This window comes from Chloroflexaceae bacterium, assembly GCA_025057155.1.
GTDB lineage: Bacteria > Chloroflexota > Chloroflexia > Chloroflexales > Chloroflexaceae > JACAEO01.
This window is the reverse complement of record JANWYD010000026.1, coordinates 14,984-30,169: the sequence shown is the minus strand read 5'-3', so window position 1 is coordinate 30,169 and position 15,186 is coordinate 14,984. Positions and strand designations below refer to the sequence as shown.

General features: G+C 65.1%; 11 protein-coding genes. 7 read left to right on the top strand and 4 right to left on the bottom strand.

The window, feature by feature from the left end:
* The first annotated feature begins 8 nt into the window (after positions 1-8).
* A complete protein-coding gene (gene cls, locus NZU74_18810; GenBank protein MCS6883384.1) occupies positions 9-1,472 on the top strand; it encodes a cardiolipin synthase in 1,464 nt (487 codons plus the stop codon).
* A 92-nt stretch (positions 1,473-1,564) separates the two neighbouring features.
* On the opposite strand, the gene NZU74_18805 is transcribed toward cls, so the two are convergent.
* From NZU74_18805 to NZU74_18790, 4 genes are all read right to left on the bottom strand, one after another.
* The gene (locus NZU74_18805; GenBank protein MCS6883383.1) at positions 1,565-2,500 is read right to left on the bottom strand and encodes an A/G-specific adenine glycosylase; all 936 of its coding nucleotides are present in this window, start codon (positions 2,498-2,500) and stop codon (positions 1,565-1,567) included.
* A 6-nt stretch (positions 2,501-2,506) separates the two neighbouring features.
* The gene (locus tag NZU74_18800; GenBank protein ID MCS6883382.1) at positions 2,507-4,939 is read right to left on the bottom strand and encodes a bifunctional (p)ppGpp synthetase/guanosine-3',5'-bis(diphosphate) 3'-pyrophosphohydrolase; all 2,433 of its coding nucleotides are present in this window, start codon (positions 4,937-4,939) and stop codon (positions 2,507-2,509) included.
* A gap of 415 nt (positions 4,940-5,354) precedes the next feature.
* Positions 5,355-5,987: a ribosomal protein S18-alanine N-acetyltransferase gene (gene rimI / locus NZU74_18795; GenBank protein MCS6883381.1), complete on the bottom strand. Its 633-nt coding sequence runs from the start codon at positions 5,985-5,987 to the stop codon at positions 5,355-5,357.
* Positions 5,988-6,080: 93 nt separating this feature from the next.
* On the bottom strand, positions 6,081-6,908 hold the full coding sequence (locus tag NZU74_18790) for a hypothetical protein (protein MCS6883380.1): 828 nt from the start codon (positions 6,906-6,908) through the stop codon (positions 6,081-6,083).
* Between the two features lie 498 nt (positions 6,909-7,406).
* Here NZU74_18790 and rny point away from each other — a divergent pair, with 498 nt between their 5' ends.
* The 6 genes from rny (at position 7,407) to NZU74_18760 (ending at position 15,171) form a co-directional block, all read left to right on the top strand.
* Positions 7,407-8,939 (top strand): ribonuclease Y, encoded by a 1,533-nt coding sequence (rny, locus tag NZU74_18785; GenBank protein MCS6883379.1) that lies wholly within the window; start codon positions 7,407-7,409, stop codon positions 8,937-8,939.
* Between the two features lie 303 nt (positions 8,940-9,242).
* The gene (locus NZU74_18780) at positions 9,243-9,497 is read left to right on the top strand and encodes a stage V sporulation protein S (protein MCS6883378.1); all 255 of its coding nucleotides are present in this window, start codon (positions 9,243-9,245) and stop codon (positions 9,495-9,497) included.
* A 342-nt stretch (positions 9,498-9,839) separates the two neighbouring features.
* Entirely contained in the window at positions 9,840-11,714 is a 1,875-nt protein-coding gene (locus NZU74_18775) for a DUF294 nucleotidyltransferase-like domain-containing protein (GenBank protein ID MCS6883377.1), read from the top strand.
* Positions 11,715-11,905: 191 nt separating this feature from the next.
* Positions 11,906-12,610 (top strand): exonuclease domain-containing protein, encoded by a 705-nt coding sequence (locus tag NZU74_18770; protein MCS6883376.1) that lies wholly within the window; start codon positions 11,906-11,908, stop codon positions 12,608-12,610.
* Positions 12,611-13,204: 594 nt separating this feature from the next.
* Complete coding sequence (locus NZU74_18765; protein ID MCS6883375.1) at positions 13,205-15,013, top strand: 2-oxoacid:acceptor oxidoreductase subunit alpha; 1,809 nt, start codon at positions 13,205-13,207, stop codon at positions 15,011-15,013.
* Positions 15,010-15,171 (top strand): hypothetical protein, encoded by a 162-nt coding sequence (locus NZU74_18760; protein MCS6883374.1) that lies wholly within the window; start codon positions 15,010-15,012, stop codon positions 15,169-15,171. The genes NZU74_18765 and NZU74_18760 overlap by 4 nt, the downstream gene beginning before the upstream one ends.
* Positions 15,172-15,186: the final 15 nt, after the last annotated feature.

The following is a 15,186-nucleotide window of genomic DNA, read 5'->3' as shown; positions in this document are numbered from 1 at the left end:
GAGCGCCCATGACCCCGCTGTGGACCTGGATCGCCCTGGCCCTGACGATCCTTACCTGGCTCATCCCCTTCGTAATGCTGTTCATCGTGCCGGTGAACCGCAAGCCCTCTTCGGCGACGGCCTGGATGCTATTGATCTTTGCCTTTCCCTGGCCGGGCCTGATCCTCTTTCTGTTGCTCGGTTCGCCGAAGCTTTCCAGCAGGCGCCTGGCGATCCAGAAGGAGATCAATGGCTACATCAGGCAGCTCGTCGCCCAGGCGCAGGCCGCGCCAGAGACGCGCCCGCTGCTGGCGCCGGACATCCCGGCGCGTTACCGGCCCTTCGTGGATCTGAGCGCCGCCCTGGGGGCCTTGCCGGCCACGGCGGAGAACGGGGTGGAGATCCTCACCGACTATGACGCCATTCTGGCGCGCCTCGCGGCGGATATTGACGCCGCCCGGAGCTTCGTCCACGTGCAGTTTTACATTCTGATCGCCGATGCGGCCACCGAGGAGTGTTTTCGGGCCATGGAGCGGGCTGTCGCCCGCGGCGTTGCGGTGCGGGCGCTCTACGACCCGGTGGGCAGCCGCAAGTACCCTCCCTACCGCGCCACCCTGCGGCGCATGCGGGCCGCCGGCATCAACGCCTGCCCGATGCTGCCCCTCTACCGCCTCGATGATGTCAACCGGCCCGATCTGCGCAACCACCGCAAGATCGTGGTGATTGACGGCGAAATCGCTTACACCGGCTCGCTCAACCTTATCCACCGCGCCTACCACCGTCGCGACAACCTCTACTACGACGAGTTGGTGGCCCGTGTGCGCGGCCCCGCTGTTGACGCCCTGGACGCCGTGTTCCGCACCGACTGGTACTCCGAGACCGGGCAGCGGCTCGCCGATCCCGATGACCCCCTCGGCGCGATGACCTTTACCCCTGGCGGCTCGTCGCTGTGTCAGGTGCTGCCGAGCGGTTCGGGCTTCGAGCGCGAAAACAATCTGCGCCTGTTCGTGGATCTGATCCATGCCGCGCGCGAGAAACTGGTGATCTGCAACCCGTACTTCGTGCCCGATGAGGCCCTGATGATGGCGGTGATCTCCGCCGCGCTGCGCGGGGTCGAGGTGACGATGTTCAACTCCGAGGCCCGCGATCAGTTTCTCGTGGCCTACGCGCAACGTTCTTACTATGAGGAACTGCTGCGCGCAGGCGTGAAAATCCGTCTCTACTATTCCCCCATTCTGCTACACACCAAGACGATCAGCGTTGATGATGACATCGCGGTGATCGGGTCAAGCAACATGGACATGCGCTCTTTTGAATTGAACCTGGAAGTGACGCTGCTCTGCTACGATCCCCGCGTGGTGGCCGATCTGCGGCGGGCCGAGGCCGACTACGCCGCCCGCTCGCGGGAGCTGACCCTCGAGGAGTGGCGCCGGCGCCCGCTCCACCAGCGGCTCTTCGAGAATCTGACCCGGCTTATGTCGCCGCTGCTGTGATTAGGCGCGGCAACCAGGCTTCCCTCCTGCGCCGAGGACAGCCGGCAGCCCGACCTTGCGGGTTTTGCGCCCCGCGCCGCTCTGCGCGCCCGTCACGGCAACCTGACGCGCTCACCCTCGAAGACGATCAACCCGTCGCGGTCGAGGTCGGCCACCAGGCCGCGCAGCCACGCCTCATCGGCGGGGGTGTAGTCGGGCTTGAGACGCGGGCCAAGCTCGGCCAGGGGCAGGGCGCCGCCGGGAGGCAGAGCGCGGAGCGCATCAACCACGCGGCCCCGATACCAGCGCCGCGAGCCGACGTAGGGTTCAGCCTTGCGTTCAGCGACGCGCCGCGGTGCCGGCGAGGGCGCGCTGGCAGCCATCGCCCCGATCAGCGCCGCGTCGGCGGCGGCGCGGGCGGCATAGGCGCGGCAGGTCGGTCGCAGGGGGCAGCGGGAGCAGGCGGGATTGGCGGCAGTGCAGACCAGCGCGCCCAGCTCGATCAGCGCCTGGTTCCAGGCCCAGCCACGGCCCGGCGGCGCCAGCGTCGCCGCCAGGGCCAGCAACTGGCGGTCATTCACCCCCGTGGCGGCCTCGTCGGGGCCGATGCAGGCGCGCCGCAGCACCCGGCGGATGTTCGTATCGAGGAAGACTACGTCCTGCTCGAAGGCGAAGCACGCCACCGCCCCGGCGGTGTAGGGGCCGATGCCGGGAAGGCGCCGCAGCGCCGCCACCTCACGGGGAAACACCCCGCCGTGCGCTTCCACGATGATGCGGGCGGTTCGTTGCAGGTTCACGGCGCGGCGATTGTAACCCAGGCCGGCCCAGAGGCGGATCACCTCCGCCGTCGGCGCGCCGGCGAGCCGTTCGAGGGTGGGAAAGGCTTCGAGGAAGGCGTGGTACCTGGGGATGACCCGCTCCACCTGGGTCTGCTGGAGCATGATCTCGGAAACGAGGATGCGGTACGGGTCGCGCGTGCGACGCCAGGGCAGATCGCGACCGTGACGCGCGAACCAGGCGAGGAGGGCCTCAACTGTCGCGGGAGGCATGGGCGCCTAATCCCCCGCCGTCTTCACCCCGCTCTCGCGGCGGGCCTCGATCACATCGCTGATGCGATTGAGCCGGTCGAGGATAGTGGCGAGCTGGCTGACGCTCTGCAGGGTGAGCACCACGTGCAGCACGGCGCGCCCGGCGCGGCGGGTCTGCCCCTGTTCCACCTTTTCGATGTTGATGCCCGCCTCGGCGATGACGTTGGAAATATCGCGCCAGAGGCCGACGCGATCCCACGACTCAATGCGGATCGGCACGGGGTAGCCGCGGGGTTGTTGCCCGCCCCAGGTCACATCAATCAGGCGGTTGCGGTCGCGCTCGTTGACGATGGTCCGACAATCGGCGCGATGCACGGTAATGCCGCGCCCGCGAGTGACGAAGCCGACAATTGGCTCGCCCACCACCGGGTTGCAGCACCTGGCCAGGCGATGGTAGACCGTGCCCACGCCCACCACCTGCACGCCCACCGGCTGGTTGCGCCCGGTAATCGGGGTCTGGGGCAGATCGAAGGCCGGATTGGCCGCCCGCTGCTGCTCTTCCTGCTCGGCGAGGGCCTTCTGGGCCACAGTGCGCGCAGTGATCTCGCCGGTGCCGATGTGGTGGAAGAGATCCTCGACCGAGCGCGCGCCTGCCAGTTCCGCCAGGTGCTCGAAACTCACCGTCAGCCCCAGCCGCTTGAGTTCCTTCTCGAGCAGATCGCGACCGGCGGCGATGTTCTCTTCGCGCTCGGCGCGGCGGAAGAAGCGCTTGATATGGTTGCGGGCGCTCGGCGTTTTGACGAAGTTCAGCCAGTCGCGGCTCGGCCCCTTCGAGGACTTTGAGGTCATAATGTCAACGATCTCGCCGTTCTGGAGGCGATAGTCGAGGGGGACGAGGCGACCGTTCACCTTCGCGCCGATGCACTTGTGGCCCACCTCCGAGTGGATGTGGTAGGCAAAATCAACCGGGGTCGAACCCTCGGGCAGGTCAATGATCTTGCCTTTGGGCGTAAAGACATAGACCAGTTCTTCGAGTTCGGGCTTGAGGCTCTCAATGAACTCGCGGGCATCGGTCAGCTCAATGCGCCAGGAGATCAGCTCGCGCAGCCATTTGATTTTGGCCTCATAATTCTGATCGCTCCGCTGGCCAAAGCCCTCTTTGTAGCGCCAGTGGGCGGCGATGCCATGTTCGGCGACCTGGTGCATCTCCTCGGTGCGGATCTGCACCTCGCAGTAATGGCCGCCGGGAATGATCACCGTCGTATGCAGCGACTGGTAGCTGCTCTCCTTGGGAACGGCGATATAATCATCGAACTCCGAGAGCACCGGCGTCCACATACTATGCACCAGGCCGAGGACGCGGTAGCATGCGCCCTTGGCGCGATCGGGGTCTGGCTCCTGCACAATCACCCGGATGGCGAGCTGGTCGTAGATCCGCTCCAGCGGAACGCCCTTGCGCTCCATTTTGCGCCAGATGGAGTAGATATGCTTGGGGCGGCCGGTGACCTGGGCGCGGATGCCCTCCTTCTCAAGGGCCTCTTTCATGCGCTTGATGACCCGCTGAATGATCCGCTCGCGAGCCTCTTTGCGCATGGCCAGGCCGGCCGAGATCTCCTGGTAGCGCTCGGGGTAGAGCGTCTTGAAGGCCAGATCTTCGAGTTCGGACTTGACCTGCCACATCCCCAGACGGTGGGCCAGGGGAGCGTAGATATCGAGGGTCTCGCGGGCCACGCGGCTCTGCTTGGCCGGGGGCATAGCGCTCAGGGTGCGCATATTGTGCAGCCGGTCGGCCAGTTTAATGAGGATCACGCGCGGATCATCGGCGGTGGCAATGAACATCTTACGGTAGGAGCCGGCCTGCAACTCCTCCTTGGTCTTGTTCTCCAGCCCTGACAGCTTGGTGACGCCATCAACCAGGTGGGCGATGGTTTCGGAGAAGAACCGCTCAATGACCTCCAGGCTGACGCCGGTATCTTCAACCACGTCGTGCAGCAGGGCGGCGGCGACCGACTCGGCGTCCAGGCGCAGATCGAGAATGATCGCCGCCACGGCGACGGGGTGGTCAATGTAGGGTTCGCCGCTCTGTCGATACTGGCCGCTGTGGGCAATGGCGGCCAGGGCATAGGCGCGGCGCACCAGGTCGGTATCGGCGTCGGGGAGGTAGGATAGGAGCCGGGCGATCAGCGCCTCGACGGCAGGGCTGTGATAGGCTTCGAGATAGGCGGCGCGCACGCTCTCCAGGCTGACGTCGGGCTGATCCTGCTTGCGCAGATGTTCGACTATGGATTCAATAAAGGGGTGCTGGAGGATAGGGTGGCGGCTCAGGAGAGCGGCTGCGGCAGGTTCGTCGCGCGATTGCGGCTCGGAACGGCGCTGCCCTCCTGCCACAGCCTGAGGCGCCAAAGCGGTTGTTTGCGTGACGGGTTGCCCGCCGACAACAATGGCGGTATCGCTGTCCATAGCCGCGCTTCCTCTTGCTCTGGGTGGCGCGAGGTCACGGAACAGGGGGCCATGTGGCCACGGGCGCCCCCTCCGCTGATCACGAACGCGGTCGGCGTGTACCGCCCGACCGCGCCTGAACCCCTCGCGATCCTCCGCGACCGCAACGTATGCGCAAGTTATTGTATTCCAGCATAGCATCGTGGCGATCGCTTGTCAAGGAAACGCGACCCTGGCTTGGAGCGATAAAGTCCACCTCTCGCGGCAGGGTATGGGGCGCCCCGGCGGCGCGATAAAGTCATTTTTGGAACCCGGGGGTGTTGGGGCCAGCCCCAGAGACTCTGCTTTGCAACAATCCTGGAGCCGTTCAGGTTTACGCAGAGCGCGCAGAGAATGCGCCTTCCGAAGCTCTCCGCGCCCTCTGCAGTACATAACATCACGCCTGCCGCTGGAGGCGGGCGAAGAACTGGCGGCGCAGGGCGTTGAGGCGCTGGCGATAGGCGGGAGTGTTAAGGGCCTCGATCGACATCAGCAAGGCGTCTTCGCCATTATCGGTATAGTAACGGCGGCGCGTGCCGACGACTTTAAAGCCGTATTTGAGGTAGAGACGCTGGGCAGCGTCGTTACTTACGCGCACTTCGAGGGTGATCATCGTGGCGCCAAGCTCATAGGCCTGGTCAATCAGGCCGTTGAGCAGCAATTCGCCCACCCCGCGACGGCGGTGGGCCGGGTCTACGGCGATGGTGGTAATATGGGCCTCGTCGGCGCTGAGCCAGAGGCCGCCATAGCCGACGATAGGGGCGGCGGTCGCCGCGTCGGTCTGGCCGGGTTGAGCGGTGAAGGCGCTAAACAGATGGGCAAGGAGCCCCAGGCGGCGCGGGGGCGGAGAAGGTTTGCCCTGGGGCGGGGGCGTAGGGCTGGCGCGAGCGACGATGTAGCGGCAATGCTGGGGGTCGCGCAGTTCGCGGCGGTAAGTGTTAGCCGACCAGGGGATCGGGAAACTCTGGGCCTCGATCTGCTGGACCGCCGGAATATCCTCCTCGGTCATTGGCTCGATGAAATAATACATCGTCTATGGTGCGGAGCCGCGGCGCCGCCGCGGCTCTACGGGGGCAGGACGGCAGCGCCGCGGCTCTGCCGGGACCGCGTCGCCGACGCGGCTTTACAGGGGCCGGGCGCCGTTCGGGTTTACGACGAGGAGACTCTGATAGGCCCCATCCTTGCCGAAGCCGCCGCCGGTCTGAAAGACGCCGGTCACCTCGACCGCGCCCCAGACGTAGCTGTTATTCGGCCCCAGGTTGAGCAGAGCCGACTGATCGGGCGGAAAGCCTTCCATCCAGATCGGATTGCCAAGCGGCTGCGGGCTGGAGCCATCTTCCTCGGTGCTGATCCCCTCGGCAAGCACGTAGATCACCCCGTTCCAGAAGTAGTACCCCTGCGTGGTGACCGTCTGGCCATTGTAGCGTTCCGGATTGCGCTGCAACTCAAAGAAGGAGACCTTGCCGTCTTCGAGGGGCCGGTCCTCAATGCGCTGCTCCACGCGGCGCACCCGTTCGATCGGCTCAGCGCTCTTAACGTTCAACTGGTACTGGTACTGCCCGCCAGGGCCATAGCCGCCGCTCGCCAGAAACTCGCCGCGCACGCGCACGAAACCATAGACGGCATCGCCCGGACGGTGCAGGTGTTCGGTAACCTCGGCGGGAAAGCCCTCCAGCCAGATCGCATCACCCAGGGGCTGGGCATCGAGGCCGTTGTCGAGCGTGCTGACTCCCAGGGCCAGCACCGAGAGCGAAGGATCGCCGGGGCGCCAGACATAGGCGCCGTCAACGGTGATCTCCTTGCCGGCATAGGCGCCGGGATTGGCCGTCACCTGCTGCACGTACAGGCTGGCGCCAGGGCTGCCTGGCTGGCTGCCACAGGTGGCCAGCAGGGGCAGGACGCCTAGGAGCGCGACCAGCGCGACGATGGCGTGCCAGGGCTTTGGGATCATACGGAGATCCTCCTTGGAACGTCTGGGGGTGATATGTGATTTTGGATTTTGGATTGTGGATTTTGGATTGGATCCTGGCGAACCATATCCAACTGGGGCAATCTACCACCGACGACCGGACAACTAATCCAAAATCCGAAATCCACACTACCAGCGTGCCAGACATCGGCGGAGATATTTGATGACGCGGTGGGCAAACACCCGCAGGATTATACCAGAAGCGCTCGTAGGGGGCAAACCGCCGGCCGCATGGGGGCGCGAGGAGGTTGACACGCCCCTCCGCCGCGCCGCTGCGCGCTCGGGGCAAGCCTGCGCAAGTAACGGCCGGATCGCCCGCATCTGCGGGCGGGAATATTCTTGACAGCCCGACTCGACGTTAGTATTATTAGCCTACCTGTGGGGTATGATCTCCATATTCCGGTTCGACTCAGCACAGCGGGGCGGACGTAAGCGGGTCGCCCCGCATGGTGCACATTAACAACTGCATAGGAGGCCACTGTGACAGATCTCCTGTGGGTCGCGCTGGCCCTGGTCGTGGGTCTGGGCATTGGCGCCGGGCTGGGCATAGCCTATGTCAACCACGGCCTCAACTCGCTGGCTCAGCAGAAAACCGCCGAAGCTCGCTTATTGCTCGAAGAAGCGCGATCCCAGCAAAAGGAAATTCTGCTTCAGGCAAAGGACGAGGCCCTGCGCATCCGCAACGATGCCGAGGCGGAATTGCGCGAAAGCCGCCAGGGCTTGCAGAAGCAGGAAGAGCGCCTGCAACGCAAGGAGGAGAATCTCGATCGCAAGCTCGAAGGGTTGGAACGGCGCGAACGCCAGCTCCAGAGCCGCGAGCGGCAGATCGAGCAATTGCACCAGGAGGCCGAACGGCTCAAGCTCCAGCAGGTCGCCGAGCTTGAGCGGATCTCGCAACTCGGGCGCGACGAGGCGCGGGCGTTGATCCTGGCCCAGGTCGAGCGCGAGGCCCGCGACGAGGCTGCGCGTCGCATTCGCGAGATCGAGCAGCAGGCGCGCGATGAGGCCGAGAAAACGGCGCGCAAGGTGATCGGCCTGGCGATCCAGCGCTGCGCCACCGACTATGTCGCCGAGATGACCGTCTCGACGGTGAACCTGCCCAGCGAAGAACTTAAAGGTCGGATCATCGGACGGGAGGGGCGCAATATCCGCGCCTTCGAACAGTACACCGGCGTGGATATCATCGTTGACGACACTCCCGAAGCTGTGACCCTCTCGTGCCACGACCCGGTGCGCCGGGAAGTGGCGCGGGTGGCGCTGATCAAACTTCTGAAAGACGGGCGCATCCATCCCGCCCGGATTGAAGAAGTGGTGCAGAAAACCCAGCTCGAACTGGAGAACGTGATGCGCGAGGAGGGCGAGCGCGTCGCCTATGAGGCGAACGTGCAGGGCCTGCACCCGGATCTGATCAAGCTGCTCGGGCGGCTGAAGTATCGCACCAGCTATGGTCAGAACGTGTTGCAACATTCGCTGGAATGTTCCCTCCTGGCTGCGCATATGGCCGCCGAACTCGGCGCCAACGTCAACGTCGCCAAGACGGCCGCCCTGCTCCACGACATTGGCAAGGCCGTCGATCACGAGGTGCAGGGGCCGCATGCGCTCATCGGCGCCGACATCGCCCGGCGCCTGGGGCGCTCCCCGGCCATTGTGCATGCCATCGCCGCGCACCACTACGACGAAGAACCGACCACTGTCGAGGCCTTTCTGGTCATCGCCGCCGACGCTATCTCCGGCGGGCGCCCCGGCGCGCGCCGCGAGACGCTTGACCTGTACATCAAGCGCCTGGAAGCCCTGGAAACCGTTGCCACGTCCTTCCCCGGCGTGCAACGGGCCTTCGCCGTACAGGCGGGCCGCGAGGTGCGCGTAATGGTCCAACCTGACCAGATCGATGATCTTGCCAGTATTCACCTCGCCCGCGATGTCGCCAAAAAGATCGAGGAAAGCTTGCAATATCCCGGTCAAATCAAGGTGACAATTATTCGCGAAACGAGAGCTGTTGACTACGCGCGCTGACTATAGCTCGGATGACGGGCCTGATCGCCCGTCATCCCGATTCCTGGAAATTGGGCGGGTGCAGTCCGACCGCTTGTGGTACAATTGAATACCTGTAAGCGTGCTGCGAGCCGCGCACCACCCCATCTCACGAGAGGAGGCAAGGCTGCGATGAGCCTTGAGACGCGGTCTGAAGACCAGCCAATCATATCGGACCCAAACCACACAGAGGAGGACCACATGACCAACTCTCAGCAGCTGCCTATCGCTCGCGCTGTTGGCGCCGCCGCCCCTCAGGGCGTCGAAACCCAGCGTTCAGCAGAGGTGCTGAAAGTGTCGACGCGCTCGCGCCCAAGTGCCGTGGCCGGGGCCATTGCCGGTGTTATCCGTGAGAATGGGATGGCCGAGGTGCAGTCGATCGGCGCGGGCGCCACCAACCAGGCCATTAAGGCCGTCGCGATCGCCCGAAGCTACCTGAACGAGGAAGGGATTGATATCGTTTGCGTGCCTTCGTTTATTGACGTGGCCATTGATGAAGAAGAGCGCACCGCGATCCGTCTGCTTATCGAGCGGCGTTAGTGCTTCGACCGCGTCACCTCCTGACCGCCCTCGCTGCCCGCGAGGGCTTTTTTTGCCTCTTGCCGGGGCTGGCGTTGCCTGTACAATGAGGTTAAAACTTGCTTCACACCCGGTCGCCCGGTCCTGACTGTCGCTCCGCCGTTCCACCGCACCGCGTCTGTGGGGGCGTGGAGGTGTGGAGGTGTGGAAAAGTTTGGATAACCACTCCTGAACCAGAACCAAGGCGCTATTCAACCCTGCCCGACATTCTGGCCCTCACCTCCACAGCTCTACAGCTCCACACCTCCACGCAGGTGTGCATGTGAACCCTGTCCGCGAGCGCCTGTCGATCGTGAGATGCATATGGACGAGATCGCCGCCTTTCTGCGCGCCTATCCGCCCTTTGATCAACTGCCGCCCGAGGCGGCTATGCTTGCCGCTGAACACATTCAGATTGAATACTTCCCGGCCCATTATGATGTGTTGACCTTCGGCGGTCCGCCAGCCGAGTTTCTCTACATCGTGCGCAAGGGCATGGTGGATTTTGTGCGCGAGGAAGAGGGCGAGGTGCTGGTCTTCGACAGCCTCGGCCCTGGCGAAGCCTTCGGCTACCCCTCGCTCATTCGCCGCCGCTCGCCCATTGTCACCGTGCGCACCCGCACCGAGGTGCTGGCCTACCTCCTCCCTGCCGAGATCTTCTACCGCCTTCAGGCTGAATATCCACCCTTTGCCAGCTATTTCGCCGCCTCGGCTCTCCACCGCCTCACCTTCGCCGTGCGCAGCCGGCATCAGACCGCCGAACCCTCCCTCTTCCAGACCCGGCTCCAGGAGTTGATCAGCCAGCCGCTGATCGCGATCCATCCTGACGCCACGGTGCGTGAGGCGGCCCAGATGATGCGCGACCATAATGTGAGTTGTTTGCTGGTCAATCTGCCACCCTACGAGGTCTACGACCAGAACTCGGGGATCATCACCGACCGGGATCTGCGCAACCGGGTGCTGGCCGCCGGGCTGCCCGACAGCACGCCCCTGCGCCAGGTAATGACTGCCCCCGTCGTCTCGCTGCCCGTCACGGCGCTGGCCTTCGAGGCTATGCTGCTTATGCTTGAGCGCCATATCCATCATCTGCCGGTGACACGTGATGGCGTGGTGGTGGGCATGGTGACGCATACCGATATTCTGCGCCGCCAGAGCAACAGCCCTCTCTTCCTGCCGCGGCAGCTCCAACGCGCCACGACCCTCGACGATCTGCGACGTTACGGCGATCAGGTGACCGCGACCGTCGGCGCGCTGCTCGATGCCGGGGTGCGCGTCTCGGATATTGGGCGCGTTGTGGCAGTGGCCCACGACGCCCTTATCCAGCGCATCCTGCGCGATGTCGAAACCGAGCTTGGCCCGCCGCCTGTTCCTTATGCCTGGCTTGTGCTGGGCAGTGAAGGCCGCTATGAGCAGACCCTCCGCACCGACCAGGATAACGCGCTGATCTACGCCGATGAGCATCCGCCCGATGCTCCCGAGTACTTCCGCGTGCTGGCCGAAACGGTGGTGGAACGGCTGGTCGCCTGTGGCTTCCCCCGCTGCCGGGGCAACATTATGGCCTCCAATCCGCAGTGGCGCCAGCCCCTCTCGGTCTGGCAGGCCACCTTTGCGCACTGGATCGATGTGCCTGATGAGGAGGCCCTCCTGCGCTCGGGGATCTTCTTTGACTTTCGCCAGATACACGGCACCCTCTATGCCGAAGGGGGTCTGCGCCCGATTATCGTCCGCGCCCGCGGCAATAAGATCTTCCTGGGCCGGCTGGCCCGCGCCGCGTTGCGCAATCCGGCGCCATTGAACCTGTTTCGCAATGTGGTGCTGGAGCGTCGCGGCGATCAAAAGAACCTGATCGATCTCAAACATCGCGGCACGGCGATGGTGGTGGATCTGGCCCGCATCTTCGCCCTCGAAGCGGGGTGCATTGACACCAGCACTGTCGGGCGCCTGCGCCGCTCATGGCCCGCGGCCAGCATTGGCGAAACCGAGGCCGAAAGCCTGGTCAGCGCCTTTGAATTGCTCAGCCTGCTGCGCCTGCGCCACCAGCGCGCCCAGATTGAGCGCGGCGAGGAGCCGACCAATCTGATCGTCTATACTGACCTGAGCCCGCTCGAACAACGTGAACTGAAGGAATCGCTCCAGGCCATCGCCCGCGTCCAGCGGGGCATTGCCACGGTCTATCAGACCGGGCGAATCGCAGGATGACGCAACGGCGCGGAGACGCAACGGGCTCGGGGTGTTGCTTGTGGGGCGTCGCGCCTCTGCCTTACGGCAGTCACGGATGCGCGGAAAGCCGTGGTTCAAGGGATGCCGGATGAATGTCCGGCGCTCCTGGACACGTCTCCGTTCGCGCCGAGGGACGCGCCGCTCTGCCCCACTTCGCGAGGGGGATAACGATGAGGTTGCCCTGGCAACGCAAGCGGGCCGTGTCCGACCTGGTGCGCGCCTATGAAGTCGGACCGTGGCCCGATGGACGTTCGTACTGGCGCGATGTGCGCTATGTGGTGCTTGATGTCGAGACCAGCGGCCTCGACGCCCGGCGCGACGCCCTCCTGGCTGTAGGCCTGGTGGAGATCGATCAGGCCCGCGTCCGTCTCGACCGGCGCTGGTACTCGCTGATTCGCCCGCCTGCGGGGTTGATGGTCGAGGCGTCTTCCATCCGCATCCACGGCTTGCTGCGCGCCGACCTGGCCGATGCCCCGCCTATTGACGCCGTACTGCCGGAGTTGCTCGACCGCCTGGCCCAGCGGGTGCTGGTGGTGCACGTGGCGCGTATTGATGTCGGCTTCCTCAATCAGGCTCTCGACCTGAGCTACTGCACGCGCCTGCACGGCCCGATTCTGGACACCTCGCGCCTCGCGGCTACGCTGCACCAGAACGCCCAGTTGCTCGGCGAGATCAGCCGCGATATGCCTGTTCCTGCCATTCAGCTCCGCGCCCTGGCCATCCAGTACAACCTGCCGGTCTATCCCCAGCACAACGCGCTCAACGACGCCCTGACCACCGCCCAGCTCTTCCTGGCCCAGGCGACGCGCCTGGAGCATCAGGGCATGCGCACCCTGCGGGCGCTGCTGCGCGCCGGGGGCGTGCAGTCGCGGTGAGTCGCGAAGGGGTTTTCGGTAAGGGCAGCCTGGTCTGTCAATTGAGTTTTTCGCTAAACCTCCGCCCCCTTGCAAGGGAGGCGCGGAGAGGCTGCGCCTCCGCGCAACCTCCGGCACGTTCCAGGAGGGTCCGGAAGGGCGAAGCCCTCCCGGAAACCCTCTTCCCCGACCATCTGGCTAACGAGACTGGCGAAACATGCCGCTTACTGGCGCATCCGGCAAGTTCCCTGTCACCCTGAGCGCAGCGAAGGGTCCCGGCCGAGATGCTTCGCCGCGCTCAGCATGACAAATGGCTTGCCGGATGCATCATTTACTGGTCTGTGAACGAAGTTTTCTTGCATTTTCGCCCCCCTCCCAGCCTTCTCTCAGGGGCAGGGTTTTTTGGGCGAGCAGGGGTTTTCGGCATTCGCATGCGCTTACGATCCTCACCCCCCGCCCCCCTCTCCCGCAGGCAGGAGAGGGGGGAGTTGGGCGTCCCAATGCCCCGGATGGCGCATGCGAGGCGAGGATGCGCCGGAAAACCCTACACCTGAGAAGGGAGAGGGTTGAGGGTTCAGCGAAAGACTTCATTTACAGACCACTCATGGAGAAACAATGACGCCCACAAACATCCCAGACGTGCCAACTATCAATGAGTTCGCCATTACCGTGGCGACGATCAACGGCTCCGGGAGCCAGACGGCCAACCAGGCCATTCTGCGAGCCATCTTCCGTATGGGCATCCCGGTGAATGGCAAGAACCTCTTTCCCTCGAATATCCAGGGTGAACCCACCTGGTTCACCATCCGTGTGAGCGCCCGGAGCTACAGCGCCCGCCCTGCCGCAGCTCCAATCCTGATCGCCTTCAACCCCCGCACCGCCGAGGCCGACCTGGCGGCCCTGCCTCCCGGCGGGATCTGCCTGTACCCCGCGGACGGCCCCTGGCGCCCCCGGCGCGATGACGTGACCGGCTATCCCCTGCCGGTCAAAGAGATCGTCGCCGCCAGCGGCTTTGAGCTGCGTCTGCGCGAGTATGCCGCCAATATGGTCTACGTGGGCGCGCTGGCCGCCCTGATCGGCATCGAACCTGAGCATATCCACAGCGCCCTGCTGCATCACTTCAAGGGCAGGGCGCAGCCTGCGGCGCTGAACTTCAGCGTGGTGCGGGGCGCCTACGAGCATTTCGTAGCCGCCTATCCCCAGGCGCTCGCCGCGCCGCGCTTCCGCCTGGCGCCGTTGCGGGCGACTGAAGGCAAGATCCTGATTGACGGCAACACCGCTGCCGCCCTCGGCGCGATCTTCGGCGGCGTAAGCTTCCTGGCATGGTACCCCATCACCCCGGCCACCAGCCTCGCCGACGCCCTCGGCGCCTACCTGCCACGCCTGCGCACCGGCCCCGACGGGCATCCCACCTATGCCATCGTGCAGGCCGAAGACGAGATCGCCGCCCTGGGCATGGCCGTTGGCGCAGGGTGGGCCGGCGCCCGCGCCATGACCTGCACCTCCGGCCCCGGCCTCTCGCTGATGACCGAGTTCGCCGGTCTGGCCTACTTCGCTGAAATCCCCTGCGTCGTCTGGGACGTGCAGCGCGTCGGTCCCAGCACCGGCCTGCCGACGCGCACCGCCCAGGGCGATCTGCGGGCCGCCGCCTTCCTCGGCCACGGAGACGCGCGCCACGTCGTGCTGCTGCCAGGGAACGTGGCCGAGTGCTTCGAATTTGGCTGGCGCGCCTTCGACCTGGCCGAACGCCTCCAGACCCTCGTCTTTGTTCTCAGCGACCTTGATCTGGGCATGAATCTCTGGACCAGCGAACCGCTGGTCTATCCCGACGCGCCTATGGACCGGGGCAAAGTGCTGAGCGCCGCCGACCTGGAACGCCTCGGCAGCTTCGTGCGCTTCGCCGACCCCGATGGCGACGGGATCGGCGCCCGAACCCTGCCCGGCAACCCCCATCCGCTCGCCGCCACCCTCAGCCGGGGAACCGGGCATAACGAGCGCAACGTCTACAGCGAGCGCCCGGAGGACTGGAAGGCCAACATGGAGCGCCTGAGCCGCAAGTATGAAACGGCGCGGCGGCTTGCGCCCCGGCCGCTCGAGGAGCATGATCCTGAGGCGACGGTGGGGTTGATCGGGTTCGGCTCGACGGAGGCGGTGATCCGCGAGGCGCGCGACCTGCTGCGCGCCCAGGGCCTGCCTACCAGTTTCCTGCGCCTGCGGGCCGTGCCCCTGGGCGAGGCGGCACGCCGCTTCGTGGCGCGGCACCGGCGTTGCGTCGTGGTGGAACTGAACCACGACGGCCAGATGCGCGACCTGCTGCGCACGCACTGCCCCGAGCACGCCGCGCGCCTGCTGAGCGTGGCTCATAGCGACGGCCTGCCCCTCACGGCGGAGTTTGTTGCGGAGGCGGTGCGGGAATTGGTATGATGGATCTGGAAACAACAGTCAGTGAGATCCTCAAGCGGAAACCGGGGCGCATCAAACGGGCGAAACTCGAACCAGGCTCGCCGTCGTGGGATGAAATTGCGCAGTTGACGTGGAAGGACATCGAGGGGGGGTGTTCGACAGGGCAAACCTGGCTTTAGCACCAATCGCGAAGG

What these genes read in the sequence shown, in the direction of transcription:
- cls (MCS6883384.1), top strand. Translation starts at nt 9, where the DNA reads ATGACCCCGCTGTGGACCTGGATCGCCCTGGCCCTGACGATCCTTACC.
- NZU74_18805 (MCS6883383.1), bottom strand. Translation starts at nt 2,500, where the DNA reads ATGCCTCCCGCGACAGTTGAGGCCCTCCTCGCCTGGTTCGCGCGTCAC.
- NZU74_18800 (MCS6883382.1), bottom strand. Translation starts at nt 4,939, where the DNA reads ATGGACAGCGATACCGCCATTGTTGTCGGCGGGCAACCCGTCACGCAA.
- rimI (MCS6883381.1), bottom strand. Translation starts at nt 5,987, where the DNA reads ATGTATTATTTCATCGAGCCAATGACCGAGGAGGATATTCCGGCGGTC.
- NZU74_18790 (MCS6883380.1), bottom strand. Translation starts at nt 6,908, where the DNA reads ATGATCCCAAAGCCCTGGCACGCCATCGTCGCGCTGGTCGCGCTCCTA.
- NZU74_18775 (MCS6883377.1), top strand. Translation starts at nt 9,840, where the DNA reads ATGGACGAGATCGCCGCCTTTCTGCGCGCCTATCCGCCCTTTGATCAA.
- NZU74_18770 (MCS6883376.1), top strand. Translation starts at nt 11,906, where the DNA reads ATGAGGTTGCCCTGGCAACGCAAGCGGGCCGTGTCCGACCTGGTGCGC.
- NZU74_18765 (MCS6883375.1), top strand. Translation starts at nt 13,205, where the DNA reads ATGACGCCCACAAACATCCCAGACGTGCCAACTATCAATGAGTTCGCC.
- NZU74_18760 (MCS6883374.1), top strand. Translation starts at nt 15,010, where the DNA reads ATGATGGATCTGGAAACAACAGTCAGTGAGATCCTCAAGCGGAAACCG.